The 22,245-nt window shown below is 35.0% G+C and carries 22 protein-coding genes and 1 pseudogene; 10 read left to right on the top strand and 13 right to left on the bottom strand.

What is annotated here, in order from left to right; translation table 11 throughout:
• Window positions 1-80: 80 nt before the first annotated feature.
• Window positions 81-344, bottom strand: a complete 264-nt coding sequence (locus tag ACJZL1_RS06505; RefSeq protein ID WP_419247222.1) for a WPE palindromic element domain-containing protein — start codon at window positions 342-344, stop codon at window positions 81-83.
• 8 nt (window positions 345-352) lie between these two features.
• On the opposite strand from ACJZL1_RS06505, the gene ACJZL1_RS06500 reads away from it, so the two are divergent.
• Both ACJZL1_RS06500 and ACJZL1_RS06495 read left to right on the top strand, forming a co-directional pair.
• On the top strand, window positions 353-481 hold the full coding sequence (locus ACJZL1_RS06500; RefSeq protein ID WP_419247221.1) for a hypothetical protein: 129 nt from the start codon (window positions 353-355) through the stop codon (window positions 479-481).
• 298 nt (window positions 482-779) lie between these two features.
• Complete coding sequence (locus ACJZL1_RS06495; protein WP_265026031.1) at window positions 780-2,150, top strand: hypothetical protein; 1,371 nt, start codon at window positions 780-782, stop codon at window positions 2,148-2,150.
• A 179-nt stretch (window positions 2,151-2,329) separates the two neighbouring features.
• On the opposite strand, the gene ACJZL1_RS06490 is transcribed toward ACJZL1_RS06495, so the two are convergent.
• The gene (locus tag ACJZL1_RS06490) at window positions 2,330-2,455 is read right to left on the bottom strand and encodes a hypothetical protein (RefSeq protein WP_419247220.1); all 126 of its coding nucleotides are present in this window, start codon (window positions 2,453-2,455) and stop codon (window positions 2,330-2,332) included.
• Window positions 2,439-3,395, bottom strand: coding sequence for an IS5 family transposase (locus ACJZL1_RS06485; RefSeq protein WP_419247219.1), 957 nt, complete (start codon window positions 3,393-3,395; stop codon window positions 2,439-2,441). The genes ACJZL1_RS06490 and ACJZL1_RS06485 overlap by 17 nt, the downstream gene beginning before the upstream one ends.
• Before the next feature lie 33 nt (window positions 3,396-3,428).
• On the opposite strand from ACJZL1_RS06485, the gene ACJZL1_RS06480 reads away from it, so the two are divergent.
• The 3 genes from ACJZL1_RS06480 (at window position 3,429) to ACJZL1_RS06470 (ending at window position 5,665) form a co-directional block, all read left to right on the top strand.
• Entirely contained in the window at window positions 3,429-3,590 is a 162-nt protein-coding gene (locus tag ACJZL1_RS06480; protein ID WP_419247218.1) for a hypothetical protein, read from the top strand.
• A gap of 242 nt (window positions 3,591-3,832) precedes the next feature.
• A complete protein-coding gene (recR, locus tag ACJZL1_RS06475) occupies window positions 3,833-4,432 on the top strand; it encodes a recombination mediator RecR (RefSeq protein WP_406831137.1) in 600 nt (199 codons plus the stop codon).
• 3 nt (window positions 4,433-4,435) lie between these two features.
• A complete protein-coding gene (locus tag ACJZL1_RS06470) occupies window positions 4,436-5,665 on the top strand; it encodes a KAP family P-loop NTPase fold protein (RefSeq protein WP_265026027.1) in 1,230 nt (409 codons plus the stop codon).
• Window positions 5,666-5,710: 45 nt separating this feature from the next.
• Here the strand turns inward: ACJZL1_RS06470 and ACJZL1_RS06465 are convergent, their stop codons facing one another.
• Together ACJZL1_RS06465 and ACJZL1_RS06460 are read right to left on the bottom strand one after the other, a co-directional pair.
• Entirely contained in the window at window positions 5,711-6,343 is a 633-nt protein-coding gene (locus ACJZL1_RS06465) for a hypothetical protein (RefSeq protein ID WP_419247217.1), read from the bottom strand.
• Window positions 6,344-6,412: 69 nt separating this feature from the next.
• A complete protein-coding gene (locus ACJZL1_RS06460) occupies window positions 6,413-7,711 on the bottom strand; it encodes a pyruvate dehydrogenase complex dihydrolipoamide acetyltransferase (RefSeq protein WP_265026025.1) in 1,299 nt (432 codons plus the stop codon).
• 73 nt (window positions 7,712-7,784) lie between these two features.
• Here ACJZL1_RS06460 and ACJZL1_RS06455 point away from each other — a divergent pair, with 73 nt between their 5' ends.
• Window positions 7,785-8,264 carry an SH3 domain-containing protein gene (locus ACJZL1_RS06455; protein ID WP_265026024.1) on the top strand — a complete coding sequence of 160 codons (480 nt, stop codon included), beginning with the start codon at window positions 7,785-7,787 and terminating at the stop codon, window positions 8,262-8,264.
• Here ACJZL1_RS06455 and ACJZL1_RS06450 read toward each other — a convergent pair.
• The 7 genes from ACJZL1_RS06450 to ACJZL1_RS06420 form a co-directional block, all read right to left on the bottom strand.
• The gene (locus ACJZL1_RS06450) at window positions 8,261-8,746 is read right to left on the bottom strand and encodes a WBM0748 family T4SS-associated protein (protein WP_265026023.1); all 486 of its coding nucleotides are present in this window, start codon (window positions 8,744-8,746) and stop codon (window positions 8,261-8,263) included. The two genes, ACJZL1_RS06455 and ACJZL1_RS06450, sit on opposite strands and share 4 nt — an antisense overlap.
• Before the next feature lie 114 nt (window positions 8,747-8,860).
• Window positions 8,861-11,842, bottom strand: coding sequence for a hypothetical protein (locus ACJZL1_RS06445; protein ID WP_419247216.1), 2,982 nt, complete (start codon window positions 11,840-11,842; stop codon window positions 8,861-8,863).
• Complete coding sequence (locus ACJZL1_RS06440) at window positions 11,823-14,177, bottom strand: type VI secretion protein (protein WP_419247215.1); 2,355 nt, start codon at window positions 14,175-14,177, stop codon at window positions 11,823-11,825. Before ACJZL1_RS06440 ends, ACJZL1_RS06445 begins: the two co-directional genes overlap by 20 nt.
• Before the next feature lie 44 nt (window positions 14,178-14,221).
• Window positions 14,222-14,596, bottom strand: coding sequence for a hypothetical protein (locus ACJZL1_RS06435; RefSeq protein WP_265026661.1), 375 nt, complete (start codon window positions 14,594-14,596; stop codon window positions 14,222-14,224).
• A 101-nt stretch (window positions 14,597-14,697) separates the two neighbouring features.
• Window positions 14,698-15,948: a hypothetical protein gene (locus tag ACJZL1_RS06430; protein WP_265026020.1), complete on the bottom strand. Its 1,251-nt coding sequence runs from the start codon at window positions 15,946-15,948 to the stop codon at window positions 14,698-14,700.
• 113 nt (window positions 15,949-16,061) lie between these two features.
• Entirely contained in the window at window positions 16,062-17,090 is a 1,029-nt protein-coding gene (locus tag ACJZL1_RS06425; protein WP_419247214.1) for an NAD(P)H-dependent flavin oxidoreductase, read from the bottom strand.
• A 5-nt stretch (window positions 17,091-17,095) separates the two neighbouring features.
• Window positions 17,096-17,617 (bottom strand): cytochrome b, encoded by a 522-nt coding sequence (locus tag ACJZL1_RS06420; RefSeq protein WP_265034507.1) that lies wholly within the window; start codon window positions 17,615-17,617, stop codon window positions 17,096-17,098.
• A gap of 568 nt (window positions 17,618-18,185) precedes the next feature.
• On the opposite strand from ACJZL1_RS06420, the gene ACJZL1_RS06415 reads away from it, so the two are divergent.
• From ACJZL1_RS06415 to ACJZL1_RS06400, 4 genes and pseudogenes are all read left to right on the top strand, one after another.
• Complete coding sequence (locus tag ACJZL1_RS06415; protein WP_419247213.1) at window positions 18,186-18,371, top strand: hypothetical protein; 186 nt, start codon at window positions 18,186-18,188, stop codon at window positions 18,369-18,371.
• Between the two features lie 102 nt (window positions 18,372-18,473).
• Window positions 18,474-19,261: pseudogene (locus ACJZL1_RS06410) on the top strand (IS5 family transposase).
• Window positions 19,258-19,704 carry a group II intron maturase-specific domain-containing protein gene (locus ACJZL1_RS06405; RefSeq protein WP_419247212.1) on the top strand — a complete coding sequence of 149 codons (447 nt, stop codon included), beginning with the start codon at window positions 19,258-19,260 and terminating at the stop codon, window positions 19,702-19,704. Before ACJZL1_RS06410 ends, ACJZL1_RS06405 begins: the two are co-directional and overlap by 4 nt.
• On the top strand, window positions 19,701-20,483 hold the full coding sequence (locus ACJZL1_RS06400) for an Rpn family recombination-promoting nuclease/putative transposase (protein WP_419247211.1): 783 nt from the start codon (window positions 19,701-19,703) through the stop codon (window positions 20,481-20,483). The genes ACJZL1_RS06405 and ACJZL1_RS06400 overlap by 4 nt, the downstream gene beginning before the upstream one ends.
• A 57-nt stretch (window positions 20,484-20,540) precedes the next feature.
• On the opposite strand, the gene ACJZL1_RS06395 is transcribed toward ACJZL1_RS06400, so the two are convergent.
• Window positions 20,541-21,788: an IscS subfamily cysteine desulfurase gene (locus ACJZL1_RS06395; protein ID WP_419247210.1), complete on the bottom strand. Its 1,248-nt coding sequence runs from the start codon at window positions 21,786-21,788 to the stop codon at window positions 20,541-20,543.
• Between the last annotated feature and the right edge of the window lie 457 nt (window positions 21,789-22,245).

Raw genomic sequence — 22,245 nt, 5'->3', positions numbered from 1 at the left:
AAACATAAAAAACGCCAATATTTTAAAGCGGATAATAACCACGGGGCTTCTTTTGCCTTTTTTTCCATTTGGTAAATTTCTTAAACATTTATAGCCAAACAACAACCGTCATCCCGCTGCTTGTTAGCGGGATCTATGCTAAGAGATACCGTGACGGTATGACGTAGGACTGCTGTCATGCCAGTGCTTGACACTGGCATCCAGTCTTTATTATGCAGCCACTTGGTTAGAATTAAGTTTTCTGGATCCCAGTGTCTGGGCACTGGGATGACACCTCTGGGCACTGCCGTCATAAAGGAACCAGTGTCAGCTACTTGAATGACAGCTAGCCTGACAATCGTCATCCCGCTGCTTGTTAGCGGGATCTAGAGATACCGCGAATGAATCGCGGTATGACGGTTCGCGGTGGGATGAAGTAGGACTGCTGTCATTCCGCTACTTGTTAGCGGCTAAGAGATACCGCGGCGGTATGACGGTGTAGATGATGGTTAAGTATCCCGCTGCTTGTTAGCGGCTAAGAGATACCGCGGCGGTATGACGGTGTAGATGATGGTTAAGTATCCCGCTGCTTGTTAGCGGCTAAGAGATACCGCGGCGGTATGACGGTGTAGATGATGGTTAAGTATCCCGCTGCTTGTTAGCGGATGAGATACCGTGGCGGTATGACGTAGGGAAATCTTACTTATGTAGCTATAGTTCTACATGAATTACAAAAGTAATATTTACTAGATCTTAATATTTTAGATCTATATTTTAACAAATAATGAGCTGTAATTAGTATGAATGATCCATTTAAAAGTGAGAACTATAAAAAAAATCTCGACTCCTTGATAGAAGCTATAAAGCTGAAAAACATTGGTGAACAATATAATAAAACAGTGAGGGATTTATCCCAAACATTAGAGAGTTTTACAGATAAGGCAGAAGATGTAGCTAAGTTTGTTATATGTAGTGACTTGAATAATTATATAGAACCGGTGAACAAAAAGCCATCAGGTTTTTTTGGAATATTCAAGAAAACATTTAATAAAATCTTGGGAAAAGATACTTCAATTCAGGATAACGATATAAGAAATTTTGCTAATGATAAATTGCCCAGTCTTGCTGAAAAAATAACATTCGAATACCTAAATGTTTTAAAGAAAATTTCAGATTTAGAGCAAAGTAAAAAAAATCAGGAGGAACATAGATTGTATGGAGTGAACTTAGAGGATAGAACAGCGTCAAAGCAAGAAGAAAATCCTTTATATGAGCAGAGAGAAGATTTAGGCTATGGAAGTTCATTAGATAAAGAGCATGAATATGAAGACATATCAAATTATCAAGAGAAAAAGCAAAAGGAAAATCCTTTATATGAGCAGAGAGAAGATTTAGGCTATGGAAGTTCATTAAATGAAGAGTCTGTATACGAAGAGATATCAAATTATCAAGAGAAGAAAAGTAAAATTTTAATAGAAAATTCGCAGAGTTCAAAATCGCCCAAAGAAGAGCCAATTTATGCAACAGTTTCTAAAGAACATACAGAAGCAAAAAGAGAACGTAAGCAGAAACAACAATCTCAATCCCTCGTACCACCAAAACCACCAAGAGCACCGCAAGTACCAAAAAAAATGTTTACTACTGGTCAAGAAGTTAGACAAAAATCGAAAGTGGTAGTCAAAGATAAACCTGCAGTACCGCCAAAGCCTAAAAATCTAAGCCAAAAAGTAAACACAGAGCCAAAAGTAGTAGGGAAAAAATCAGTTGAAAGTAAACCTACAGTACCACTAAAATCTGAAAATCAAGACAATAGGAAATCAGCACAAAAAGCTGCTGGTAAGGCGATACCAAAAGTAGCAGCAGCTACTATGAAAGGAGGAGCTAATCGCGAGATGGGCAGTAAAGTAAAGGCATTAAAAGAAAAATTTGAGCAAAATCAAGTAAAAGGAAATGCTAATGTACGGCTTGCTGAAAGCAAAACCACCCCAGCAGCACAAGCGGATATCGGTGTGAAGAAAAAACAATCTCATTCATTTCCAACAGGAAATAAAAGATCTGCAATGAATCACCTAACAGCAGCAAAATCTCATGTCAGCAAAAATTCCCTTCTCACGCATGCAAATGTAAAGGAAATGGTTGCACAAATTGAGAAAGGAAAAGGAGGAAGATAGTAACATTTGGGAATGTTTAAAAAAAACATATGTGTCAAGTCAAGAGATTGTGAGCAAACTTAGGAAATTATAGCTAAACTGACTTAGATTTACTGACAATTTGAAAAACCGTCATTCCGCTGCTTGTTAGCGGCCGAGATACCGCGATGAATCGCGGTATGACGTAGAGCTCGCGTTAGCTATACTTTTATACTCACCAACTCAGTTTGCTTGCTCATAAGCAAACTTTCCTGGATCCCAGTGGGCTTTGTTGCATAGCACCTTAAGCAGTGATGGTTTACGACAAATTTATGTAATGATTTCAAATTTAGCCATACCAATATCAGTGAATTTGTTGAGCAAATAGCACTTAATTAGTAATTCTTTTTCACGATTTACTTCAGATTTATTCCTAAAGCTAAATCCAAATACTTGCTTCAACCTTGAGAAAAATCCTTCTATGTAAGATCTCTTTCCATAAATTGCTTCCTTTTTCCACTCTTTTACACCATCTTGTCCATATAATTTTATTAACCTAATAGCAGCATTTCTGTCAGACATATAATCTATTTTTGAATGTTCTGCTGCATCCTTTTTTGGTAGAACTTTTGTCTTTATATCGTATTTCTTACACAATTTATAAAGTTTGTGCCTATCGTATGCCCTATCTGCATATAATGCTTTTATTTTGTGCTGAAAATTAACTTCTTCAAGCAAATCGCAAGCTCCATAGTGGTCAGAGTAGACGCCATTACTGTATCTTGCAGCTATAGCTTTTTTACTATTCACACTTAACATAACATGTAACTTTCTTACTTGCTCGTAGCTTCGGTACTTTCTATCTGCACTGTTTTCCTTACTGTGGCCAGGAGTGTTACTGTAAATGCTGATACTTGTGCTATCTATGATAATTTCAATATTTTCCATGTTGCTTTTATCAACCCTGCAATCATTTATCTTAATATTAAGTTTTTTAAACCTTCTTGATGCTTGTGAATAGCTGATAACTGCCAAATTTTTTCCTATTTGTTGCAGATATCCTTTTATAAACCCCACCGTTTGTCTTAAACCAATTCTAAAAAGATTGACAATTATATGCACCAAAATTACGACTTTATCACTGTAAATATTGTTGCCGCCCTGCATTTTTGGACTATTTTCATACCAATTTTCGATAGCTTCATCGATGTAACGAAAAATATTTCCCCTTTTTTCAAGGAATTTGTTATATTCGTTTTGGTTACTGACTTTCATTTTCTGTGGCATATTTTTTCTTCAACAGTTAAATGGTTATTTATAATGAATTTTGTCAGTAGCCACCAGATTTTTTCGGTTGCTATGCAACAAAGCCATCCCAGTGTCAGCTACTTTCATGACACCATTCTTTCTTCTGGATTCCAGACTGGAATGACACCGTCTTGGATGGAAAGGCTGGATCCAAGTAGTCAGCTACTCGGATGACAAAGGAGAGCTACTCGGATGACAAAGGAGAGCTACTCGGATGATACCTTTTTTCTACTTAGTTTGGGTTATGCAAGAAGTTTATTATAATCAGGCTTTAAGTATGCGGAAGTAATTTTTTGCGTTAGAGTAAAAAATTTTTTCTATAGCTAATCAAAGTGGATCAAGAGAAACTTACCACTTTCTTTACAAAGGGTTTGATGTTACCATTTTACTGCCTATTCTGAATTTATTGAATGAACATTAACATAAAAAATCTAGTTCATGCTTTCTCTAAATTGCCAAGTTTAGGGCCATCATCATCACGCAGGTTAGTTATACATTTACTCCAAAATAAAGAAAAAGTTATGCTACCACTTGCATCTTTGATTAAAGAGCTAGCAGATCTTATAATAGAGTGTGAAGTTTGCGGAAATCTAGATACTAAGTCACCTTGTTCTATTTGTATTAACCCAAAACGTGACACTAAGTTACTGTGTGTAGTAGAAGAATTGGGTGATCTATGGGCGTTTGAAAAAGGAAATATATATTCAGGTTTATACCATGTTTTGGGTGGCAGATTGTCTGCAATAAACGGCATAGGTCCAAAAGAACTTAACCTTGATACTATTCTGGAAAGAGTGACGGAGTCTAAAATTGAAGAGATAATTATCGCAATTAATCCGACATTAGAGGGCCAAGTTACTGCACAATATATAATTGAATTGCTAAAAAACTTGAATGTGAAAATATCACGTCTTGCTTGCGGCATACCAATGGGCGGAGAAATTGACTACCTAGATGAAGGAACGCTGAGGATAGCACTTACTTCAAGACAAGAATATGAGTTAAATATAAAATAAGGTATGTGCTTTAAAAAACTTGTATCGTTAATAACGTTCAAGAAGAAAGAAACAGCACCACCACTTAAAGTGGTGGCTTGGGAAAATGACCGTCTAAACTATAAGCAATTTTCAGGTAAATTCAACACTATAATTAAAACAATTGATAAGTCTTTTACAATAATATCTTTAGAAGGATATGATGGATGGGGCAAGACGTTTTTTTTGAAAGAATGGGTAAAAGAGCTAAAGCAACAAAATGAAATTGCAGCTTATTATAGCGCATGGGATATCAATGCACTGGATCAACCGCTTCCTTCTTTTTTAAATTTCCTATTTGAAGATTTATTTGCATCGTATAAAGTAAAAAGAAGCGTTATACAACAGTTCAAGAACATAAACAAAGAACTGTTTTCTCTAAACACAATAGGAAAGCTGATCAGTAAATCTCCACTTGCTATGCTTTCAGTATTTCTTGATGCTGCAAAAGAGGCTGATAAAAAAGACATAGGTTTTGTCTTGAGTGAATTAAGTCTTCTCCAAAGAAGAAAAGAGAGTACTAGAGATTTTAAAACACAGTTAGCGGATGTGGTTAATAAAATCAGAAAAGACAAAAACATTTATATAATGGTGGATAATCTTGATGTGTGCCGTCCTAAATTCGTTGTCGATTTTTTGGAATCTATAAAGCATATGCTTGATGTGGAGGGGCTGGTTTTCATTATTTCTGTAAGTAAAGATAAGAGTAATGTACAGAGAGCAATCAGCACAATACTTGGACCGAATTTTGACCTAAAATCTTTTACTAATCTCTTTTTACATTTACCAAAACAACCGATAGAAAAATTTACAAAAGAACTATTTGAAAATATTAAATTACCGAAAAAATCAAAAAATTTGATTATAGATAGTTTTATACTTTATGCAGAAAGCCTATCACTATCGCTGAAAACAATAGAATATTGCGCAAAAAAAATAAAACTATGTCTTCTGAATTATATAAAGGAAGAACTACCTGATCCGAATTTGTTTGCATTTTTGGTAATACTGCAATCAATAAATATTGATATATATGAGGAACTAGATTCCTCATGTCAAAGATCCTTGGAAAAAATTGAAAATGAATATAAATCTTTAATTTTAACCCACATAAATGGTCAAGAGGAATGGGAAAAACTTAAAACCTCTCTAGAAGCTGCTTTTGCAGAGAAGGAGTCAAAAATTAACAAAGCTATAAAGGACATAATATTTTAAAAAGATACCCTACCTTTGCATATACAAGGATAGGGTAACATTTGATTAACGCCCTTTTACTATGTCACTACCTTGTTCAAACTTTCTGATTAATTCGCTTACATTGACATTAGATAATTTTTTACCTGCAGATTTGTCATTATGTGAAGCATCAGGTTTATGAAGGTCCTCCTTACTGTTACTCCTAGTAATATTACATCTAACAATGTTTGAATTATTAGACTTATCGCTTATATCTGAAATATTAATTTTTTCACTGTACGAAGACGAGTTGCTCGACATATTGTCTAAACTAAAACGCTTTTTACCTTGATAGATTGGATTCCAATCAAGAGGATTATAAGCTTTAGCTTTTTTATCAAGAGTACTGCTACTAACATCACTGATACCACTATCCCCTGAATCGCGGCGTTGTTTGTTAGAAGTGCTATGAATGTTGTCTTCCATGAGTTTTTGCATTGTTGGGCCAAATGTTCTTCCAAGATTGCTACTCACTGTTTTATTACTATCATTTGCTTGGAAATGAGATGCATTTTGCTCAAAAATTGCTCTTATTCCAGCAAATTTAGCTTGGGAAGATTTCGGAGGAACAGGTGGGGCAACCATGCCTTTTGAATTAACCTTTCCTTCATTTTTAGGAAAAATTTTTGGATTATTTTTTTCTACTGTAGTATTCATTTTTTTACCTCTAAGCCTATTAACTAGTAGAATTATAAACTTAGAGGTATTAATTTTGTAATAACAATGCTAATAGGTTACCGCGGTTTCAATAAACATCACCAGAGGATTCTCTATATAATGCTTAAAGGCATTTAAAAATTTTGCTCCTAATGCTCCATCAACTGCTCTATGGTCAACAGAAAGTGTTACTGTCATTATCTCAGCTATCTCTATTTTTTCATTTATAACTATTGGTTGTTTTTTGGATGCACCAACTGCCATAATGCAAGATTGCGGCGGATTGATTATAGCACTGAAGGCTTTTATACCAAACATTCCTAAATTAGAAATAGTAAACCCACCTCCTTGAAACTCTTCAGGTTTCAATTTTCCAGATCTTGCTCTGCTTACTAAATCTTTCACTTCTTTTGATATAGATAAAATACCCTTTTTATCAGCATTTTTTACTATAGGAGTAATTAGTCCATCTTCAAGTGCTACTGCGATTGAAATATCTACATTCGAGTATTTAAGTATTTTATTATCTATCCACGAAGAATTTATATCAGGAAATTTTTTCATACTGAAGGCCACAGCTTTTATTACTAAGTCATTGATTGTTACTTTATTGTTTTCATCTGCTGAGTTAATCTCGTTTTTTAACGATATTAACTTATCAACCTGGCAGTCTATAGTTAAATAAAAATGTGGAACATTCTGTTTTGATTCAGTCAGGCGCTGCGCTATCACTTGGCGTATGTTGCTTACTTCAACTATGGTATCTTTCTCAGGACTTTCAGTGTGTATACCACTGCCTAAAGACTCCAACACATCAGCCTTAATTATGCGACCATATGGTCCTGTACCTTTTAATTGCTGCACATTAACCCCTTCATTTTGAGCTATTTTCTTAGCTAATGGGCTTATTTTTATTCTACCTTCTGTTGTCTTAGTATCTTCTTCTTTTCTAGATCCCAGTGTCAAGCACTGGGATGACACCGAAGAATGACTTGTTGGCTTTCCGTTTAAATCTTGGTGTTCTGATTTTTGATTATCAACAGCACTTTTTGTCACTTCCTTTTTAACTGCACTATTGATGGAAGTTGAGGTATAGTTATTAAGCACACTGCTATCTTCTCCTTCTTCCAGCATTAAAGCTATTGGTTGATTTACAGGCACGCCACTTGTTCCTTCTGTTACTAAAATTTTCGCTAAAACTCCTTCATCCACAGATTCAAACTCCATTATGGCTTTATCAGTCTCTATCTCAGCAATTACATCGCCTACTTCAACTTTGTCTTGTTCTTTTTTATGCCACTTTACAATTTTTCCTCCAGTTTTGCTCATTGTCGGTGAAAGAGCAGGCATTAATATTTCTATAGGCATTGATTTTGTATTTAAAGATCTATTCAATTTTTAATTTACTCTTTATCTTATGTCAATCTAATCGTGAATTATGATGAATAAGTCTGTTACACTATCCCTCACGTCATCCCAGTGCGTGACACTGGGCAGTACTATTATCCTATTGTTTTTATTATTTAGCCATAGCTTGTTTGCTAATAACTTTGTTTCAACCAAATCAAATAAGATCAACATGAGGACGGGGCCAGGGTTTCACTATCCTGTAAAATGGATATACACTTGCAAAAATCTGCCCCTGAAAGTGATAGAAGAGTTTGAAAGTTGGAAAAAGGTCTGTGATATACATGAAGACTGCGGATGGATAAAAGGCAATCTGCTTAGTGATAAGCGCTACGCGATTTTAAAAGAAGATACTTATGGATATCAAAAACAGAGTGTAGACAGCAAGATTACTATGAAAATAGACAAGTTCGTTGTAATGAAAATAGAAAAATGCAACGAAGAATGGTGCTTTCTTTCCACCCCAAAACGCAAAGCATGGGTACAAAGAAAGTACATATATGGGATTGATTAGGTTGAAATAGGATCTAGACTAACACTAGTTTCCTGACCTTCTATAGCAGGTGAAGCAGAGGATGCACTGACTTCTTCATGCTCTAGAGACTGTACAGGGCTATCACAGAAACTCCTTAACATCTCCTCAGCGGATGAATCTAAAATTTGTACAATAGACTTTTCACTCTGCTCTTTTAGCGATTGATCCATTCTAGAAATCAACTTAAGAAACTCGCTACCTGATTTTTCAGCTTCACTTTTTATTTTACTTTCTATGCTTGCAATATTATCTTGATCAATTTCTTCTTTTGTTATGTTGAATGAATTTGCAACATCTTGATATCCAATCTTACAATTTCCACAACCAATTATGCAAAAAGCAATAGAATTAGATATTTCACTTGCAGCCCACTTGTGTATAGTGTAAGCCAAATAATTGTCATGGTATTTAATGCTAAATTGTTGTTCTATTAGCTCAGAAATTTTATTCTTTAGAGACATAAAGCACCCTCCCCTTACATTCGTTATACCTTTTTGTTAAGATACACCATTTACTACATGCTTTACTTTAATTAATTATTAAAACAAGAGCATAATTTTCAGAGTTATATCTTTTTACCTTAACAATTCTTTTTTGATTTCCTCTTCAACTTTCTCTCTTATATTCACGTTAAGGTCCTTCGTCGAAAAATCAGTCATAGCTTCAAGATCATATAGATCTCTTGTCACTTTTTCGATAGCATCATCTATTTCTTTTACGTCAAATCCTTTTATAATAGGTCTAATCTTCACATACCCTGGAGAGCCTTTACCATAAATTCCTTCACCAAAAAATCCTTTGCTTTTATCAATGCAACCACCTGCACCAGATCTACTGCTTCTCAAACCACTTTCACACTCTACTGTTTCATACTTGATTTCACCGTTTTCTATATATGCTATTTTATTATCTTCAGTAGACTTCAATGTATCTGCTGTTATGATCCTTTCTTCTAATTTTAAACTCGGTTCATGAATTATTGTGTCCTCATAACCCTTACCACCGTATGTTCTATACTTACCTCCACCTGCAACAGTAATCAGTGGCTCGCAATGATGCTTCTGCGAATTGCACATTTCTATGAAAATAGGTCCTCCGTCCTTGTCTGAGAGGCGACTTTCCCGGTTACCCCCTCCCTCTGTAACTTTCACCTTAATTACAGGATAATTAGGGTCAATTTCCAGTTTAGCTTTAATATAATCGCCTGGCATTCCTGCTCTACTTTCAGTGGAACATACAGAAGATCTGCAGTTAATAGGTGTATCTTTTATATGACCTGCTTCACCACTTCCCCATGCTTCTATTTCAACACGGTCAAACATTATTGATAAGTCATCTGTATAAACATTTCCATCTTCAGGCTTATAGGATTTTTCACTATTTTTTTCAAGCTCTCGTTTCTTATTTTCAAGTTCTTGTTTCTTATTTTTCAGTTGTTCCTTTATCTTTTCTAATTTCTTTTTGAGATCTTCTAAATCGAACCTACACAATTTATCAGCGTAAAAGACCTCTGTTCTGTTTGCTTTAATCAGTTGATCTTTTAATTGTGTACACTTTTGTACTTCATTTTTTTCATCTCTTAATACTTTACCATCCTTATCTTTACAATCCACTTCCTCATACCTTAAGTAAAATGGCTTACCATCTTCATTTTTATTCAAATATTGTTTTGAACGGCTACACTTTCCATCAAAGCAGATGCAACCATCATCACCTTGCTCACATCCTTCTTTATGCTCTACATCCGTCAATTTGTATACTACTTTCAGTCCTTTACTAGATTTAAATGCGTCGTCTATCTCATCATTTCTTTTTACACAGTAACTGCATTTTCCCTTCTCCTGCTTATTTTCATCGGGGAAGAAAACATACCCTTGCTTATTGAACACTATTTTATCCAACCAATCTTGAGAGCTTTTTAAGAGGTCAACTATTTCCTTGCTTGGAAGATAATAGAACTGATTCGATTCATTTGAATAAACAGCATTGTATTTAGTGTATCTTGTTCCCATTAATTTTAGTGGTATTATTTTATTTTCTCTTTCAAGAACAAACTCCTCTGGTTCTGGCTGCCATCCAGAAAGGCAGAGCATTTTGCTGTTAGAATTTTCGTTATATTTTATTTCTATTTCCGGCTGCCCAGAGTTGTTAAATTCACATTGAATAGATTTGTCTTTTAACTTTTTCTCAAAATCATTCAAACTATAAAAACTTCCGCCTTTAGAACATTTAACTTGCACATCAGGAACATAATCATATTTTTTTAGAACTTCAAACTGGGAATTATTTTTTAATATACCTTCTATAATATCGTTAATATTACTTTTATTGTCACTAGTACTAGTTGTTCTTTCAACTATTCTCGGTTTTACTACTTTTAAAGATAGAGGGCCAATGTTTGTAAAAGAACCAGCATTAACATTAAAAGTACAGGAACCATTACTGTAGGTTCCATGTGCTCTATAAGTACAAGTGTTCTCACTCATCTTCATTCTTATCTTTAACGTGTTACTCTGTTTTCCAGGCGTGTTACTTTTTACTATCTCTACTACTTCAGGCTCCGGAGCAGGTGGTGCAGGAAAACAGCGGACAAACTGTGGATTTTTTTCATCTCTACTTTGAGTTCCACGATATTCAGCGCAGAGCTTATCTTTTTCTCTATAAGTTTTGAAGTAGTACGTGATGCCATCTTTGTCTAAAATAGAGCGCCACTCAGCTTTATCTTCTCCATACCCTTTAGGGAAATCTAATTTTTCTCCAATCTCTCCGTCTCTTCCTTTCAGATCACCAACCATTACCTTAACCTTAGGATCAAAGTAATCATTATCTGTTATAGGAACAATTCTAACTTGTGGAGGCGACATCGCAAGTTGCTCACAGAACGGAGGGGGGGCAGGTGCAAGTGGAATAGGAGCACATTTTATTTTCTCTTGGTAGCAAGTATCACAAACATTTTCCATTCTTCCAGGGCGAAAAATATTTGCTCCTTCACCTACTTTATCAGCCCATTCAAAAATACCACTTATACAAGCCGCTTTTTGGCTACAAGCACATATTTTAGGAGAATTAGCAAACTTCGTTTTTTCTTCATCAGTAACATTATCTACCCACTCCCACTCGAGACCTTTCGCAATTCCTTCCTTAATTTTTCCATCACCTAACATTTTATCTCCTTCCCAGTCGATAAAAACTGCTGCAGAAATTCCAGCACCACTGGTCTGCGTTCCATATATCTGACGGCAGGATGTTTCACTGTATAACTGATAACAATTATTTCCTTCATAATCACAGACTTGAATCTTTGGGTTGAAATAACCATCAATTCCTTGGTCTTTTATTGCTGTCACTTTAATTTCTTTTAATAGATAAGGATCAAATTTCAAATCATCCCACTTGCCAGTAAAGAAGTTCGCAAGACCTTTTCCTATTGAGCTTCCCCCAGCTTCAAGATCAGTACGAGTGTATATATTTTTGCAAGCATCAGAATATCCATTGCTTGCAATTAGCAAAATTAATACTAGAAAAAAAAATTTGGCTTTAAGCTTTACACTTCTCATAAAACACCGGTAACCACTCATTAACTTCTTCCCCTTTTTCTTTTATTGCCTCGTACATATACTTTATAGTCTCTTTGTTAGCTGAAAGTACATGTATTTCTTGCATATTCTTTAAATCTAAATTTAAAGTTACTAATCCTTTGTACTGCTTTATCAAAAATAAACCTTCCTGTGTTGGCGTCTGCAGAATTATATTCAGCTCCTCTTTTGATAAAGAAAATGCCTTCATATATAATCTATTTGCATTGATGTTCGGCATCAAGATTCTTGTATCAACATGTTTATCTAAATATTGAGTAAATTTGCTAGCAAATGCGAGATTTAAATTTTCAGTACTTAAGATTACCACAACATTTAGTTCCGTCATTCTTTGCATCCAGTTATCAAACTCTTTCTCTGTAGGAAAAACATTACTTATCTCCCATGCTTCATCCAAAACAAGTATTGCAGGCGAGCCATCACATTTTGCCTCAAAAGAATATAAAAAATAGTAAAGTATCACGGACATACATTCCTTTTGTTTTGTAAGGTTTGCGGTGTTGAGAGATATAATTTTTGTTTCCCAGTCAATATCTGATTCATCACCATCTTGAAATAAGTAAGCAAACTCACCACCGTCACACCATCTACTTACCTTACCCCCCAAGAGCAAAAGCACCTCAGAAATTTGTGAAATAGAACGTGATTCCTTGGGTATAGCAAATATAGAATCCACAATTTTTCTTATCTTTTCTTCTACGTCCACCAAGCTCGTATCGGCTACCATTCTTTTGATTAGTTCAACCAACATATTGCGATTGGAAGCACTATCTTCAATGTTTAGTGGATTAAATTTTAGGCTTTTGTCCTTATACTTTGGATCGATTATATAATATTTACCACTCACTGCTTTAGTAAAAATTATCGACTTTCCAGTGTTATCCAATATGACAGTTCTTGGGTTAAACTTTCTTGATTCTGATAATAGGAAATTAATGAGTGAAGTTCTGCCTGAATTTGGAGCTCCAAGTATCGTAGTATGGCCATTATTTCTTTTTCCATGGAAATTAAAGAAGTAAGGATTTCTTTCTCTTGAGAAAAAAACTGTTACCGCTTCTTTCCACCTTCCTCCTTTTAATGTACCTGACGTAAAATCATGCAGCATAGCAAAACTGCAAGCATACTTTGCTAATATATTTTTCGGTTGTGTAATAAAAGTAAAATTGCCCGGAAGTTGTGCCCAAAAATGACTTTCCATATGTAAATCAGTTCTAAATATCATGAAGCCAATTAATGACATTATAGAAGATAAATCACTAATATTTTCGGCTAACTTATTCCTATCGTCTGCAAATATTGTAAAAATAATTTTCTGTTGGCAAAAGTCTATACTAGAGGTCTTTTCAAGCTCTATTATTTCTTCAATTCCTGAATTTTTAAGTAAGGTATTATCCTCACTAATTTGCAGCATGTTAATTTGTTTGTTAAATTCTTTTATTGCCTTACTATTACTAGTAAATATCATTATTTCTGTAATGATAAATTCAGATTCAAGCTGCAAGCATCTATCTATATTGCCTAAAGAGATTTCCCGGTATTCCTTTATGCTGAAAATAGAGCCAAATTTCTGTTGACTTTCAAATATTGTTTGAAACGTATTAAAACCAAAAGCTATTTTAAAATTTCTAATATATTGCGACAGGTCCCCTTCATGTATTGGATAATCTTTGTGCGTTAATGTAACAATATAGTGGAGAAATTCTATCATTTCAGAATATATTTTACCTTCACTAAATCTTAGACCCAGTTTTTTAGCTCCAAAAGGTCCTAAATCACTGTGAATTAAGTCAGTTATCTTTTGCAACTCCTGGTGGCTTCCTTGTAAAGACAGCTTATGCTTATTCTTTATTCTATTAAAAAAAAATGAATTATTAGTATGCTTGCCAAAATCGCTAAACAATATTACAATATATAATTCATTTATATACTGTAATTTACTATCAGTAAGTTTATCAAACCGCGCTGAATGTAGCTTATCAGAGAAGTCTTCAGTTTTATTCCATTTTAAGCTCAACTTATTGCGCTTTCTAACGGTATGAATCCAAACGGTAAAATATAGGCTATTAATATTTTTTGATATGCTTTTTCTAATTTCAGTTCTAAGGTCGCTGTAGTTATCAACAGAAGAATAATCTTCTAACTTGATTATTTTTAACAATTCTCCCTGTTTTGTTAGTATGGTTTCTTCATCGTAATGACAAGCATACGGAATGAAATCTAAATCAATGCTTTCTAGTAATGCTAAGTTGTTCTTTTTTTCAAACTTAGAGTTAATCGCTGGTACTTTTAGCTGCATATGCGTATTCAATAAAGATAATTAAAAAAGATAAAAATACTATCTTAATTTTTATCTTTTTTTTCGCTATCGGATTGTAATTTTATATCTTTTGCAAAGTTAAATTTTTCTTTTAAGTAGTCTGTTGCCTTTTCTGTACTACCGAACATCAGGACCAGTACACCAAACATTATCATAAAAAAGATTAGACCTCTGAACACTACTGCAAGTATCACCGCAGCTATACACAACCCTATGATTGTTGAAGGACTCATATTTTCTACAGTATCTTTAATTGAAAATGAAGAAATAAAATTTTTTACCGTTTCTTGTACATCCTTTAACTCATCACTCACCGAACTTGCTTCGCTAGAATATGATGCAAAAATGAAACTTAATAAGGCTATAAAAACCAAAACTTTATTCAATTGAATGCGCATCAACTAAACACCTTTTAAACATTCCTCAAATATAACAACTTTTATATCAATAGGCAAGAACTGAATTCACTTATCCACTACAAGTAACACATATTTAATTTTTACCGCTGTGAACATGCTGTAAGCTCTTTATCATCAACAAGAGGACTCACATTAATGGATATTAATTTACTTGATAGGAAGTTTGAATGCAATTCAGCTACTGCTGCTATAGCAAACACTGCAGCCATAGCAAGTAGTCCTGCTCCTATCAATCCTGATGTCATTGCTCCTGCAACAATGCACCCTATTGTGGAGAGAGCACAACCTGCTACAAATGCAACGTGAAGATTTCTGTTATTGGGTTGGTTTTTAAGTAGGATATCTTTCTTAACTTGATCTGGATTTGCTTGACCATCTGAGTTTTCATTTTCTTGCATTTTTGGCTCTTTTTTTACAGTCTGCTCTGGCTGCACTTGAGTCTCGTTTTCTTTTGGGGATTCCAAATTTGATTCTAATAACTCAGTTTTTTCTCCACCCTCTGGTTGTAAGCCATTATCTTCTTCAACAGAGCTCAATGTTGAGTTTAAACTTTCCTCAGATGAAGTGCTTGCTATTGATGTTAAACTGTTTTTTCTACTATTTATTGGTGATATCGAGTTTTTTTCACTCAGTCCAGGTGAGTCTATTCCACTATCTGAACCACTACCGTTACCAAGCTTAGGAGTTTTTATATTCTTCTTTAATTGCTCCATAACTTTACTATATTTTCTAGATACCTCTTTCGGAATATCTAATTGGCCAAGTATTTTAGTATCACCACTTTTTTTCTCAGCTACATTCAAGGGTGTTTCTTGTGTGTTGTTTTGCTCTTCAATATGTCCTAGCTGCATTTGATCTTCAATATTTTCTTTAACAGCACTTGGTATTGAGCTTACACTGCTGCTCCTGTTAGTAATATCCAAAATTGTTTTTACTATTTTTCCTCTTTTTGTTTGTGGTCTTTTTGATTGTTCTATTCCATTGCCAAATACTGTAGATACAGCTAGTGCTCCTGATTTTATTACTTCATCTTTCAATACAGGAAGAAAGTTTTTGATATAATACTTATAATGTTTTTGATATTCCTCTTGTTTTTTCGGTGATTTTTCTAATTCAATTCGTTCTCTCAGCGATTTTTCTAATTTAGTTAATACCTCAGGGTCAGCCTCTTTCTTGAATAACTCTATGCATTCTTTCAGAGTTCTGTCTTTTTCAGATTGTGGGCTTGGATGTTTGTGCTCTTTTTTTGTTACCTTTTTGTATATAGTGTTGTGCAATTGTTGGTTAATATCTCCTGTATTATTCTGAGATTTTTTTAAAGGACTTAGCATAACATTCCTCCATACATAATAAAATGTATAGATACCTCTTTAGCGTTAATTTTACATTAAAACTGGGCAATTATGCCATATATGGATAATTTGCTTATTGTGAGGTCGCTTAACTATTTGCTTTCTGGGCTTTCTACTTCTACAGATTTGCTCTCAATATAATTGTTTGCCTGTTGAACTAACATATTCACTACTTCTTTTACAGGCTTTTCCTTATCAACCATGCCAACACTTTGGCCAGCCATTAAAGATCCCGTTTCAACATCTCCTTCAATTACTGCCCTTCTTAAAGCTCCAGCCCAGAACTTTTCTATTTCAAGCTGCCCATCTTCTTTTGAGATCTGTCCCTTTTGGTATTCATCAATAACTTCTTTTTGACGCTTCATAAAGTCATCGCTTGCTTTGTTGGCTATAGCTCTTACTGGAATTACAGGAAAATCAGCACTTATCTGTACAGAAGGTATTGCATTACGTGCGGCTGATTTAATAAACACTTCCTTAAAATTTTTGTGGGCAATTGATTCATTAGTGCAGACAAATAATGTACCTATTTGACAGCCACTTGCTCCCATTTCTAGGTAATTAACTATCATTTCACCTCTGCCTATTCCACCTGCGACAAACACTGGTATTTGTTCATTTTTAAAATGAGGTAATATCTCTTGTGCAAGAACAGAAGTGCTAACTGGCCCTATGTGCCCACCTGCTTCCATTCCTTCTATTATTAACGCATCTACTCCCATTTTTACTAACCTTTTCGCAAGGCTTAATGCTGGTGCAAAGCACATAACTTCAATGCCTGCACTCTTAATTTTTTCTATATTAGGCTTCGTTGGTAATCCGCCAGCAAGCACTATATGGCTTACTTTCGTTTCAATACACACATCTATCAACTCACTCAACTTTGGGTGCATAGTAATTAGGTTTACACCAAATGGTTTGTTAGTTAATTTCTGTGTCTCTATGATTTCTTTTTTCAATAGGTCTGGAAACATTGCACCACATGCAATTACACCAAAACCACCAGCGTTTGAGATTGCTGAAACCAAGTTTCTCTCTGAAACCCAGCTCATAGCACCACCCATTATCGCAAACTCACTGCCAAGAAAATCTGTTCCTTTTTTCCAGAGGCTACTTAACATATAACCTATATCATGCGTTTAAAAATGTTTTGTTTATCTATAAATGTGTGCTTCAAAGCGCCAAGTATATGTAAGATTATAAAGAGTACCATAAAATATGCAAGCATCGAATGTAGCTCATTAGCCGTGTTAGCTAGGTCTTTGTTTTGATTAATCAACAAAGGGATATGAAAAAAATACTTGATCTTTTTGCCAGAAGCAGAAGACATGACATAGCCAGATAGTGGCATTAGCACCATTAAAGAATATAAACCAAAGTGTACTGTTTTACTTGCATTGATTACAAACCGAGAAAAATTTGCTGGAAGTGGTGGAACATAAGTAAAGACGCGAAAAAATATGCGTACTATGATTAATCCAAGAATAGTGATACCGCAAGCCTTATGAATAGCGTATATGTTGAACTTAATCTCATTGCTAAGTGGTAAGCTTTTCATATAAAGTCCAGAGCAAAGCATACCGATAATAAAAACAGCCATCAACCAATGGATAACTCTTAAACCTAGGCTATATTTATCGTTTTCCATTTTGATTACCCTAAAGTAGCATTTATATAATAGAAAAACTATTTTTCAATCAAAATTATTAAAGCAATTTAGATTTACCGACAATGTAGCTATACAAATTCAAGAGCAATCCTGTCATCTAGGTAGCTGATAGAAACGAAAAACTTCCTTGACACATTTCGCCAGCCCCCTTATCATGAAACTGAAGGTATTCAGTTATCTTCATCTGTGCAGATTAAACAGTAAAAAAACAACGTAGTTTGCGTCTTATTTTTAATTTTTTGCACTATGTGCACCTTATGTCTTCACAATATTTCTGGGTTTTTACCCATATAAGCTGAAACGCGCTTATAAGTCGTTTAAGACAGTATAGTACGCCAATTTGAAGGATTAGAGAGTGAACACTAATTACCACGGGGTTTCTTTTGCCTTTTTTTCTGCTTAGTAAATTTCTTAAACATTTTAGCTAAGGTTAGTTGCACTTAAAAGCAGCTAAATTGCAGTGTTTAAGACTTAAAAAACGCCAATACTGAAAATAGACAATGACCAGGGTTTCTTTTGCCTTTTTTTTCATTTGGTAAATTTCTTAATGTTTATAGCTAAAAGAGCCCAAGAGAGGTGTCATTCCAGTGCCCCTGTGATGTCATTCCAGTGCTTGACACTGGAATCCAGTTTTCCATATAATCTCATCGAAAACGTTGTAACCACTTTCTATGCTAGTTTGCTTGTAAACAAGCAAACTTTCCTGGATCCCAGTGTCTGGGCACTGGGATGACAGCTAGCCTGACAATCGTCATCCCGCTACTTGTTAGCGGCTAAGAGCTTATCCGCAAACGAAAAAAAGTATAGTATATGAGTTTTAAAAATGGGGTTAGAAATGAGAAAAAAGTATCCTACAGATCTTAGTGAAAGAGAGTGGTCGGCTAATAGAGAAACACTTTAGAGTATCATACAAGAAAGGAGGAAGGCCGCTAAAACATAGCAAAAGAGAAGTATTATCGGCAATTTTTTATGTACTACGTACAGGATGTCAATGGCGCTATTTACCGCACGCCATGGAATACAGTATATGAACAATTTAGGAGGTGGAAAAAGCAAGGAATTTTCGAAAAAATGAACTACGATATCACTAAATATAGTAGGTCAAAAATGGGAAGAAACGAGGAGCCAAGTGCTTGCATAGTAATCTGTAAAAACGACAGAAAAAGGGGGGTCAAAGGTTATGATGGGAGTAAAAAAGTAAAAGGTAGAAAAAGGCACATAATCTCAGGGTTTTATATTAGGCTGTTATGTGGGTGCTGCTAGTGAAAATGACAGAGATGGTAGCATTGGATAATATGAGGAAAAAATATACTAACGTTAAGAAAATGTGGTCTGATATGGGGTATCAAGGAAGAAATTTAAAGGAGTACATAGAAAAAGAGTACGGAATAGACATTGAAATTGTTAAAAGGCCTCCATGTAGGTTTTGGGTATACAAAGACACACCACCTGAACTACTACCAATGAGGGAACAGGGGTTTAAAGTACAGTCAAGAAGATGGGTTGTAGAAAGGACTTTTGCTTGAGGAATAGAAGGCTATCAAAGGAATATTTACAACATCCACTGAAAATTTCATATACCTGGCTATGAGTAGGGTTATGTTAAGGAGGGAATATGCTTGAGTTTACCAGTTTCCGGACAAGCTCTGAGAGGATGGGAAAATTACTATCACCATGTGTGTGCGAAAAGAGCTTTCAACAAAATAGACCATGAAATTATGTGTGCTCTATGGAAATGGGCAAAGAAAAGACATCCCCGTAAAGGATTACGTTGGATAAAGAATCGTTACTTTAAGGTAATGAATCAACGCCAATGGGTCTTTGCTGCACCAATATGCAAGAACAAACCGAAAGAGATAAGGTATTTAAGATTGCTTAGGCTGATTGATATACCTATCAGACGACATGTAAAAATCAGAGCGGATGCAAATCCACTTGACTTTAAATGGAAAAAGTATTTTGATGAAAGAGTGAAACGAACAAAAATGTTAGCAAGCTCTTTCTCAAGAGAAGGTTCTCTACTGTTAGTGTCACCACTAAAGATGCTGTTTTCCGAGGAATCATGAAAGATAAGCCGGTTCGAGAGAAGAAGAACTTAGATAAGGGGCTCAAGCGTAGTGTGGGGAAACCCGCATGCTGCGTTTCTAAGGGAGGAAGTAGTAGTAATACTACTTCCTTACCTAACCAGCTCGCTCGCGATAAAGGCTTTGAAAAACGTGCTCAATACTATGCTGCTAAAGCTTACTTAAGGCAAGCTGATAAAGGTGACCAGTATCATAACCTTAAGGAAATTATCTTTATTGCTATAGCAGATTGTGTACTGTTTCCTAATAAATCTGAGTACAAATCAAAGCATACTATTCGAGATGAAGACACTAATGAGCATGATCTAAAAGATTTCTATTTTATATTTATTGAGTTGCCAAAATTTCCAAAGAATAAGGAAGAACAGCTAGAAAGTATAGTGGATCGTTGGTTGTTTTTCTTCAAATATGCAGATGAAACTACGGAAGAAGACTTAAGGAAAATAGCAGAAAAAGCACCAATAATAAAGTTAGCCTACGATGAATTAGACAGGTTTAGCTGGAATGAAAAAGATCTAATAGCGTATGAAGAAAGAATAATGGATCTACGTAAGGAAGAAGCCATCCTTGAATACAGACTTGACCTTGCTGAAGAGAAAGGTATACAAATTGGCGAAGAAAGAGGCATCAAAATCGGTAAAGAGGAAGGAAAAATTGAAGTCGTAAAAGCAATGCTGGCTAATAATGTTGATGTCAACACTATTGTCAAGTTTACTGGCCTTTCTATTAGTGAGATTGAAGAATTAAGTGAAAATCTGTGAATGGTTACAGAGTAATTTCAAAGTGCATTTGCAGTTGGACTGGCTGAATGGATACATTTAATGAGAGTCCCATTTCACGGTGTTCAAATCTACTCCTTCTTGTACCATCTCCCAAAGTGGGCTCATTTCTCTCAGTCGGCCAACATTTTTAGCAACAAGATCTGCTGCGTACAAAACTTCTTCTTTAGTTGTAAATCGGCCTAGGCCAAATCTAATTGATGAATGCTCAAGGTCATGGCCATTATTTAGCGACCGTACGACATAGGAAGGCTCAAGAGACGCAGACGTGCACGCAGAACCAGAACTTACTGCTAAATCCTTGATTGCCATGATGAGAGACTCACCCTCAACATAGGGAAAGCTCAAGTTTAGGTTGCCAGGAATTCTATTTTCATAATCACCATTTAAAACGATATCAGGAAACGCTTCTTTTATCTTGTTATACAAAATATCCCTTAATTCTTCCACTCTAGTTGTTTCTTTTTTCATTTCTTCTCTAGCAATACGTGCCGCTTCACCAAAACCAACTGCAAGAGGTGTTGGAACTGTTCCAGAACGCATACCTCTTTCTTGTCCACCACCACTAATTAGTGGTATCAGCCTAACACGAGGATTCTTTCTACGGACATATAATGCACCTATTCCCATAGGTCCATAAATTTTGTGGCTAGAGAGACTCATAAGATCAATGCACATCTCATTAACATCAATTGGAACTTTTCCAAAGCTTTGAGCTGCATCTGTGTGGAAAAATATATTATGCTTTCTACATACTGCACCAACTTCTTTGACAGGCTGAATTACTCCGATTTCATTATTTACCATCATCACTGAAACCAGGATTGTTTTATCAGTAATTGCTTCCTCAAGCTTTGATAAATCTATAATTCCGTTTTGCTTAACAGGCAAATATGTAACTTTAAAGCCTTCATTTTCCAGATGCCGACAAGAATCCAGAACACACTTATGCTCCGTGCAGACAGTTATTATATGATTTCCTTTATTTTTATAAAAGTGAGCAACGCCCTTGATTGCCGTATTATTTGACTCAGTTGCACCTGAGGTAAAGATAATTTCTTTGCTATCTGCGTTCACCAGATCAGCGATATGTTTCCTTGCTTTTTCCACTGCTTCTTCAGCAGTCCAACCAAATGAATGGCTGCGAGAGTGTGCATTACTGAACTCACCAAAGTAAGGTATCATCACCTCTAAAACACGGGGATCTACTTTAGTAGTAGATTGATAATCAAGAAATATTGGTAATTTTATTTTAGCATCATGTATTTTTTTACTTTCAACATTCATAAAGCTACCACAGAGACAAAATTTACAATTATTTTATAGCATCAAAACTTAATTTTTTCAAGATATAATCTTGCATCAACAAACGTTGTCACCAAAGGGATGTGTGTATGACTCTGGTTCACTCTGTGATGGTGTCATGCAAGTAGCTTGACGCTGGAATGGCTTTGTTGCATCGCTAGCTATGATGGATTAAAGATAAAAAAGATGGAGAATATCAGTAGCTTATTATTCTGGTATTTATAACAAGAACGGTCAGTGAATACCTAAATTTGAGTAAAAGAAATTTCACTACCACTCACTAATCCGGCTAAAATTCAAGAATTTCAATGCTTTAGCTATTTTCAATAGAATTAAGTTTATTAATATAAATAATAAATTACTATTCTTAAATTTGATCAGATTGATTGCAAAAAAACAAGATTTTCAATAGGTTGCTTATAATCCTAGCTATAGTTAG

The sequence above is a fragment of the Wolbachia endosymbiont of Rhagoletis indifferens genome (assembly GCF_048537595.1).
GTDB lineage: Bacteria > Pseudomonadota > Alphaproteobacteria > Rickettsiales > Anaplasmataceae > Wolbachia.
Note: the sequence above shows the minus strand (reverse complement) of the source record. Positions and strands in the feature narration are given on the sequence as shown.

Excerpts from the sequence above, each read along its gene's own strand:
- ACJZL1_RS06505 (WP_419247222.1), bottom strand. The coding sequence starts at position 344 with ATGACGATTGTCAGGCTAGCTGTCATTCAAGTAGCTGACACTGGTTCC.
- ACJZL1_RS06495 (WP_265026031.1), top strand. The coding sequence starts at position 780 with ATGAATGATCCATTTAAAAGTGAGAACTATAAAAAAAATCTCGACTCC.
- ACJZL1_RS06485 (WP_419247219.1), bottom strand. The coding sequence starts at position 3,395 with ATGCCACAGAAAATGAAAGTCAGTAACCAAAACGAATATAACAAATTC.
- ACJZL1_RS06480 (WP_419247218.1), top strand. The coding sequence starts at position 3,429 with ATGAATTTTGTCAGTAGCCACCAGATTTTTTCGGTTGCTATGCAACAA.
- ACJZL1_RS06470 (WP_265026027.1), top strand. The coding sequence starts at position 4,436 with ATGTGCTTTAAAAAACTTGTATCGTTAATAACGTTCAAGAAGAAAGAA.
- ACJZL1_RS06465 (WP_419247217.1), bottom strand. The coding sequence starts at position 6,343 with ATGAATACTACAGTAGAAAAAAATAATCCAAAAATTTTTCCTAAAAAT.
- ACJZL1_RS06460 (WP_265026025.1), bottom strand. The coding sequence starts at position 7,711 with ATGCCTATAGAAATATTAATGCCTGCTCTTTCACCGACAATGAGCAAA.
- ACJZL1_RS06455 (WP_265026024.1), top strand. The coding sequence starts at position 7,785 with ATGAATAAGTCTGTTACACTATCCCTCACGTCATCCCAGTGCGTGACA.
- ACJZL1_RS06450 (WP_265026023.1), bottom strand. The coding sequence starts at position 8,746 with ATGTCTCTAAAGAATAAAATTTCTGAGCTAATAGAACAACAATTTAGC.
- ACJZL1_RS06445 (WP_419247216.1), bottom strand. The coding sequence starts at position 11,842 with ATGAGAAGTGTAAAGCTTAAAGCCAAATTTTTTTTTCTAGTATTAATT.
- ACJZL1_RS06440 (WP_419247215.1), bottom strand. The coding sequence starts at position 14,177 with ATGCAGCTAAAAGTACCAGCGATTAACTCTAAGTTTGAAAAAAAGAAC.
- ACJZL1_RS06435 (WP_265026661.1), bottom strand. The coding sequence starts at position 14,596 with ATGCGCATTCAATTGAATAAAGTTTTGGTTTTTATAGCCTTATTAAGT.
- ACJZL1_RS06430 (WP_265026020.1), bottom strand. The coding sequence starts at position 15,948 with ATGCTAAGTCCTTTAAAAAAATCTCAGAATAATACAGGAGATATTAAC.
- ACJZL1_RS06425 (WP_419247214.1), bottom strand. The coding sequence starts at position 17,090 with ATGTTAAGTAGCCTCTGGAAAAAAGGAACAGATTTTCTTGGCAGTGAG.
- ACJZL1_RS06420 (WP_265034507.1), bottom strand. The coding sequence starts at position 17,617 with ATGGAAAACGATAAATATAGCCTAGGTTTAAGAGTTATCCATTGGTTG.
- ACJZL1_RS06415 (WP_419247213.1), top strand. The coding sequence starts at position 18,186 with ATGTTTATAGCTAAAAGAGCCCAAGAGAGGTGTCATTCCAGTGCCCCT.
- ACJZL1_RS06400 (WP_419247211.1), top strand. The coding sequence starts at position 19,701 with ATGAAAGATAAGCCGGTTCGAGAGAAGAAGAACTTAGATAAGGGGCTC.
- ACJZL1_RS06395 (WP_419247210.1), bottom strand. The coding sequence starts at position 21,788 with ATGAATGTTGAAAGTAAAAAAATACATGATGCTAAAATAAAATTACCA.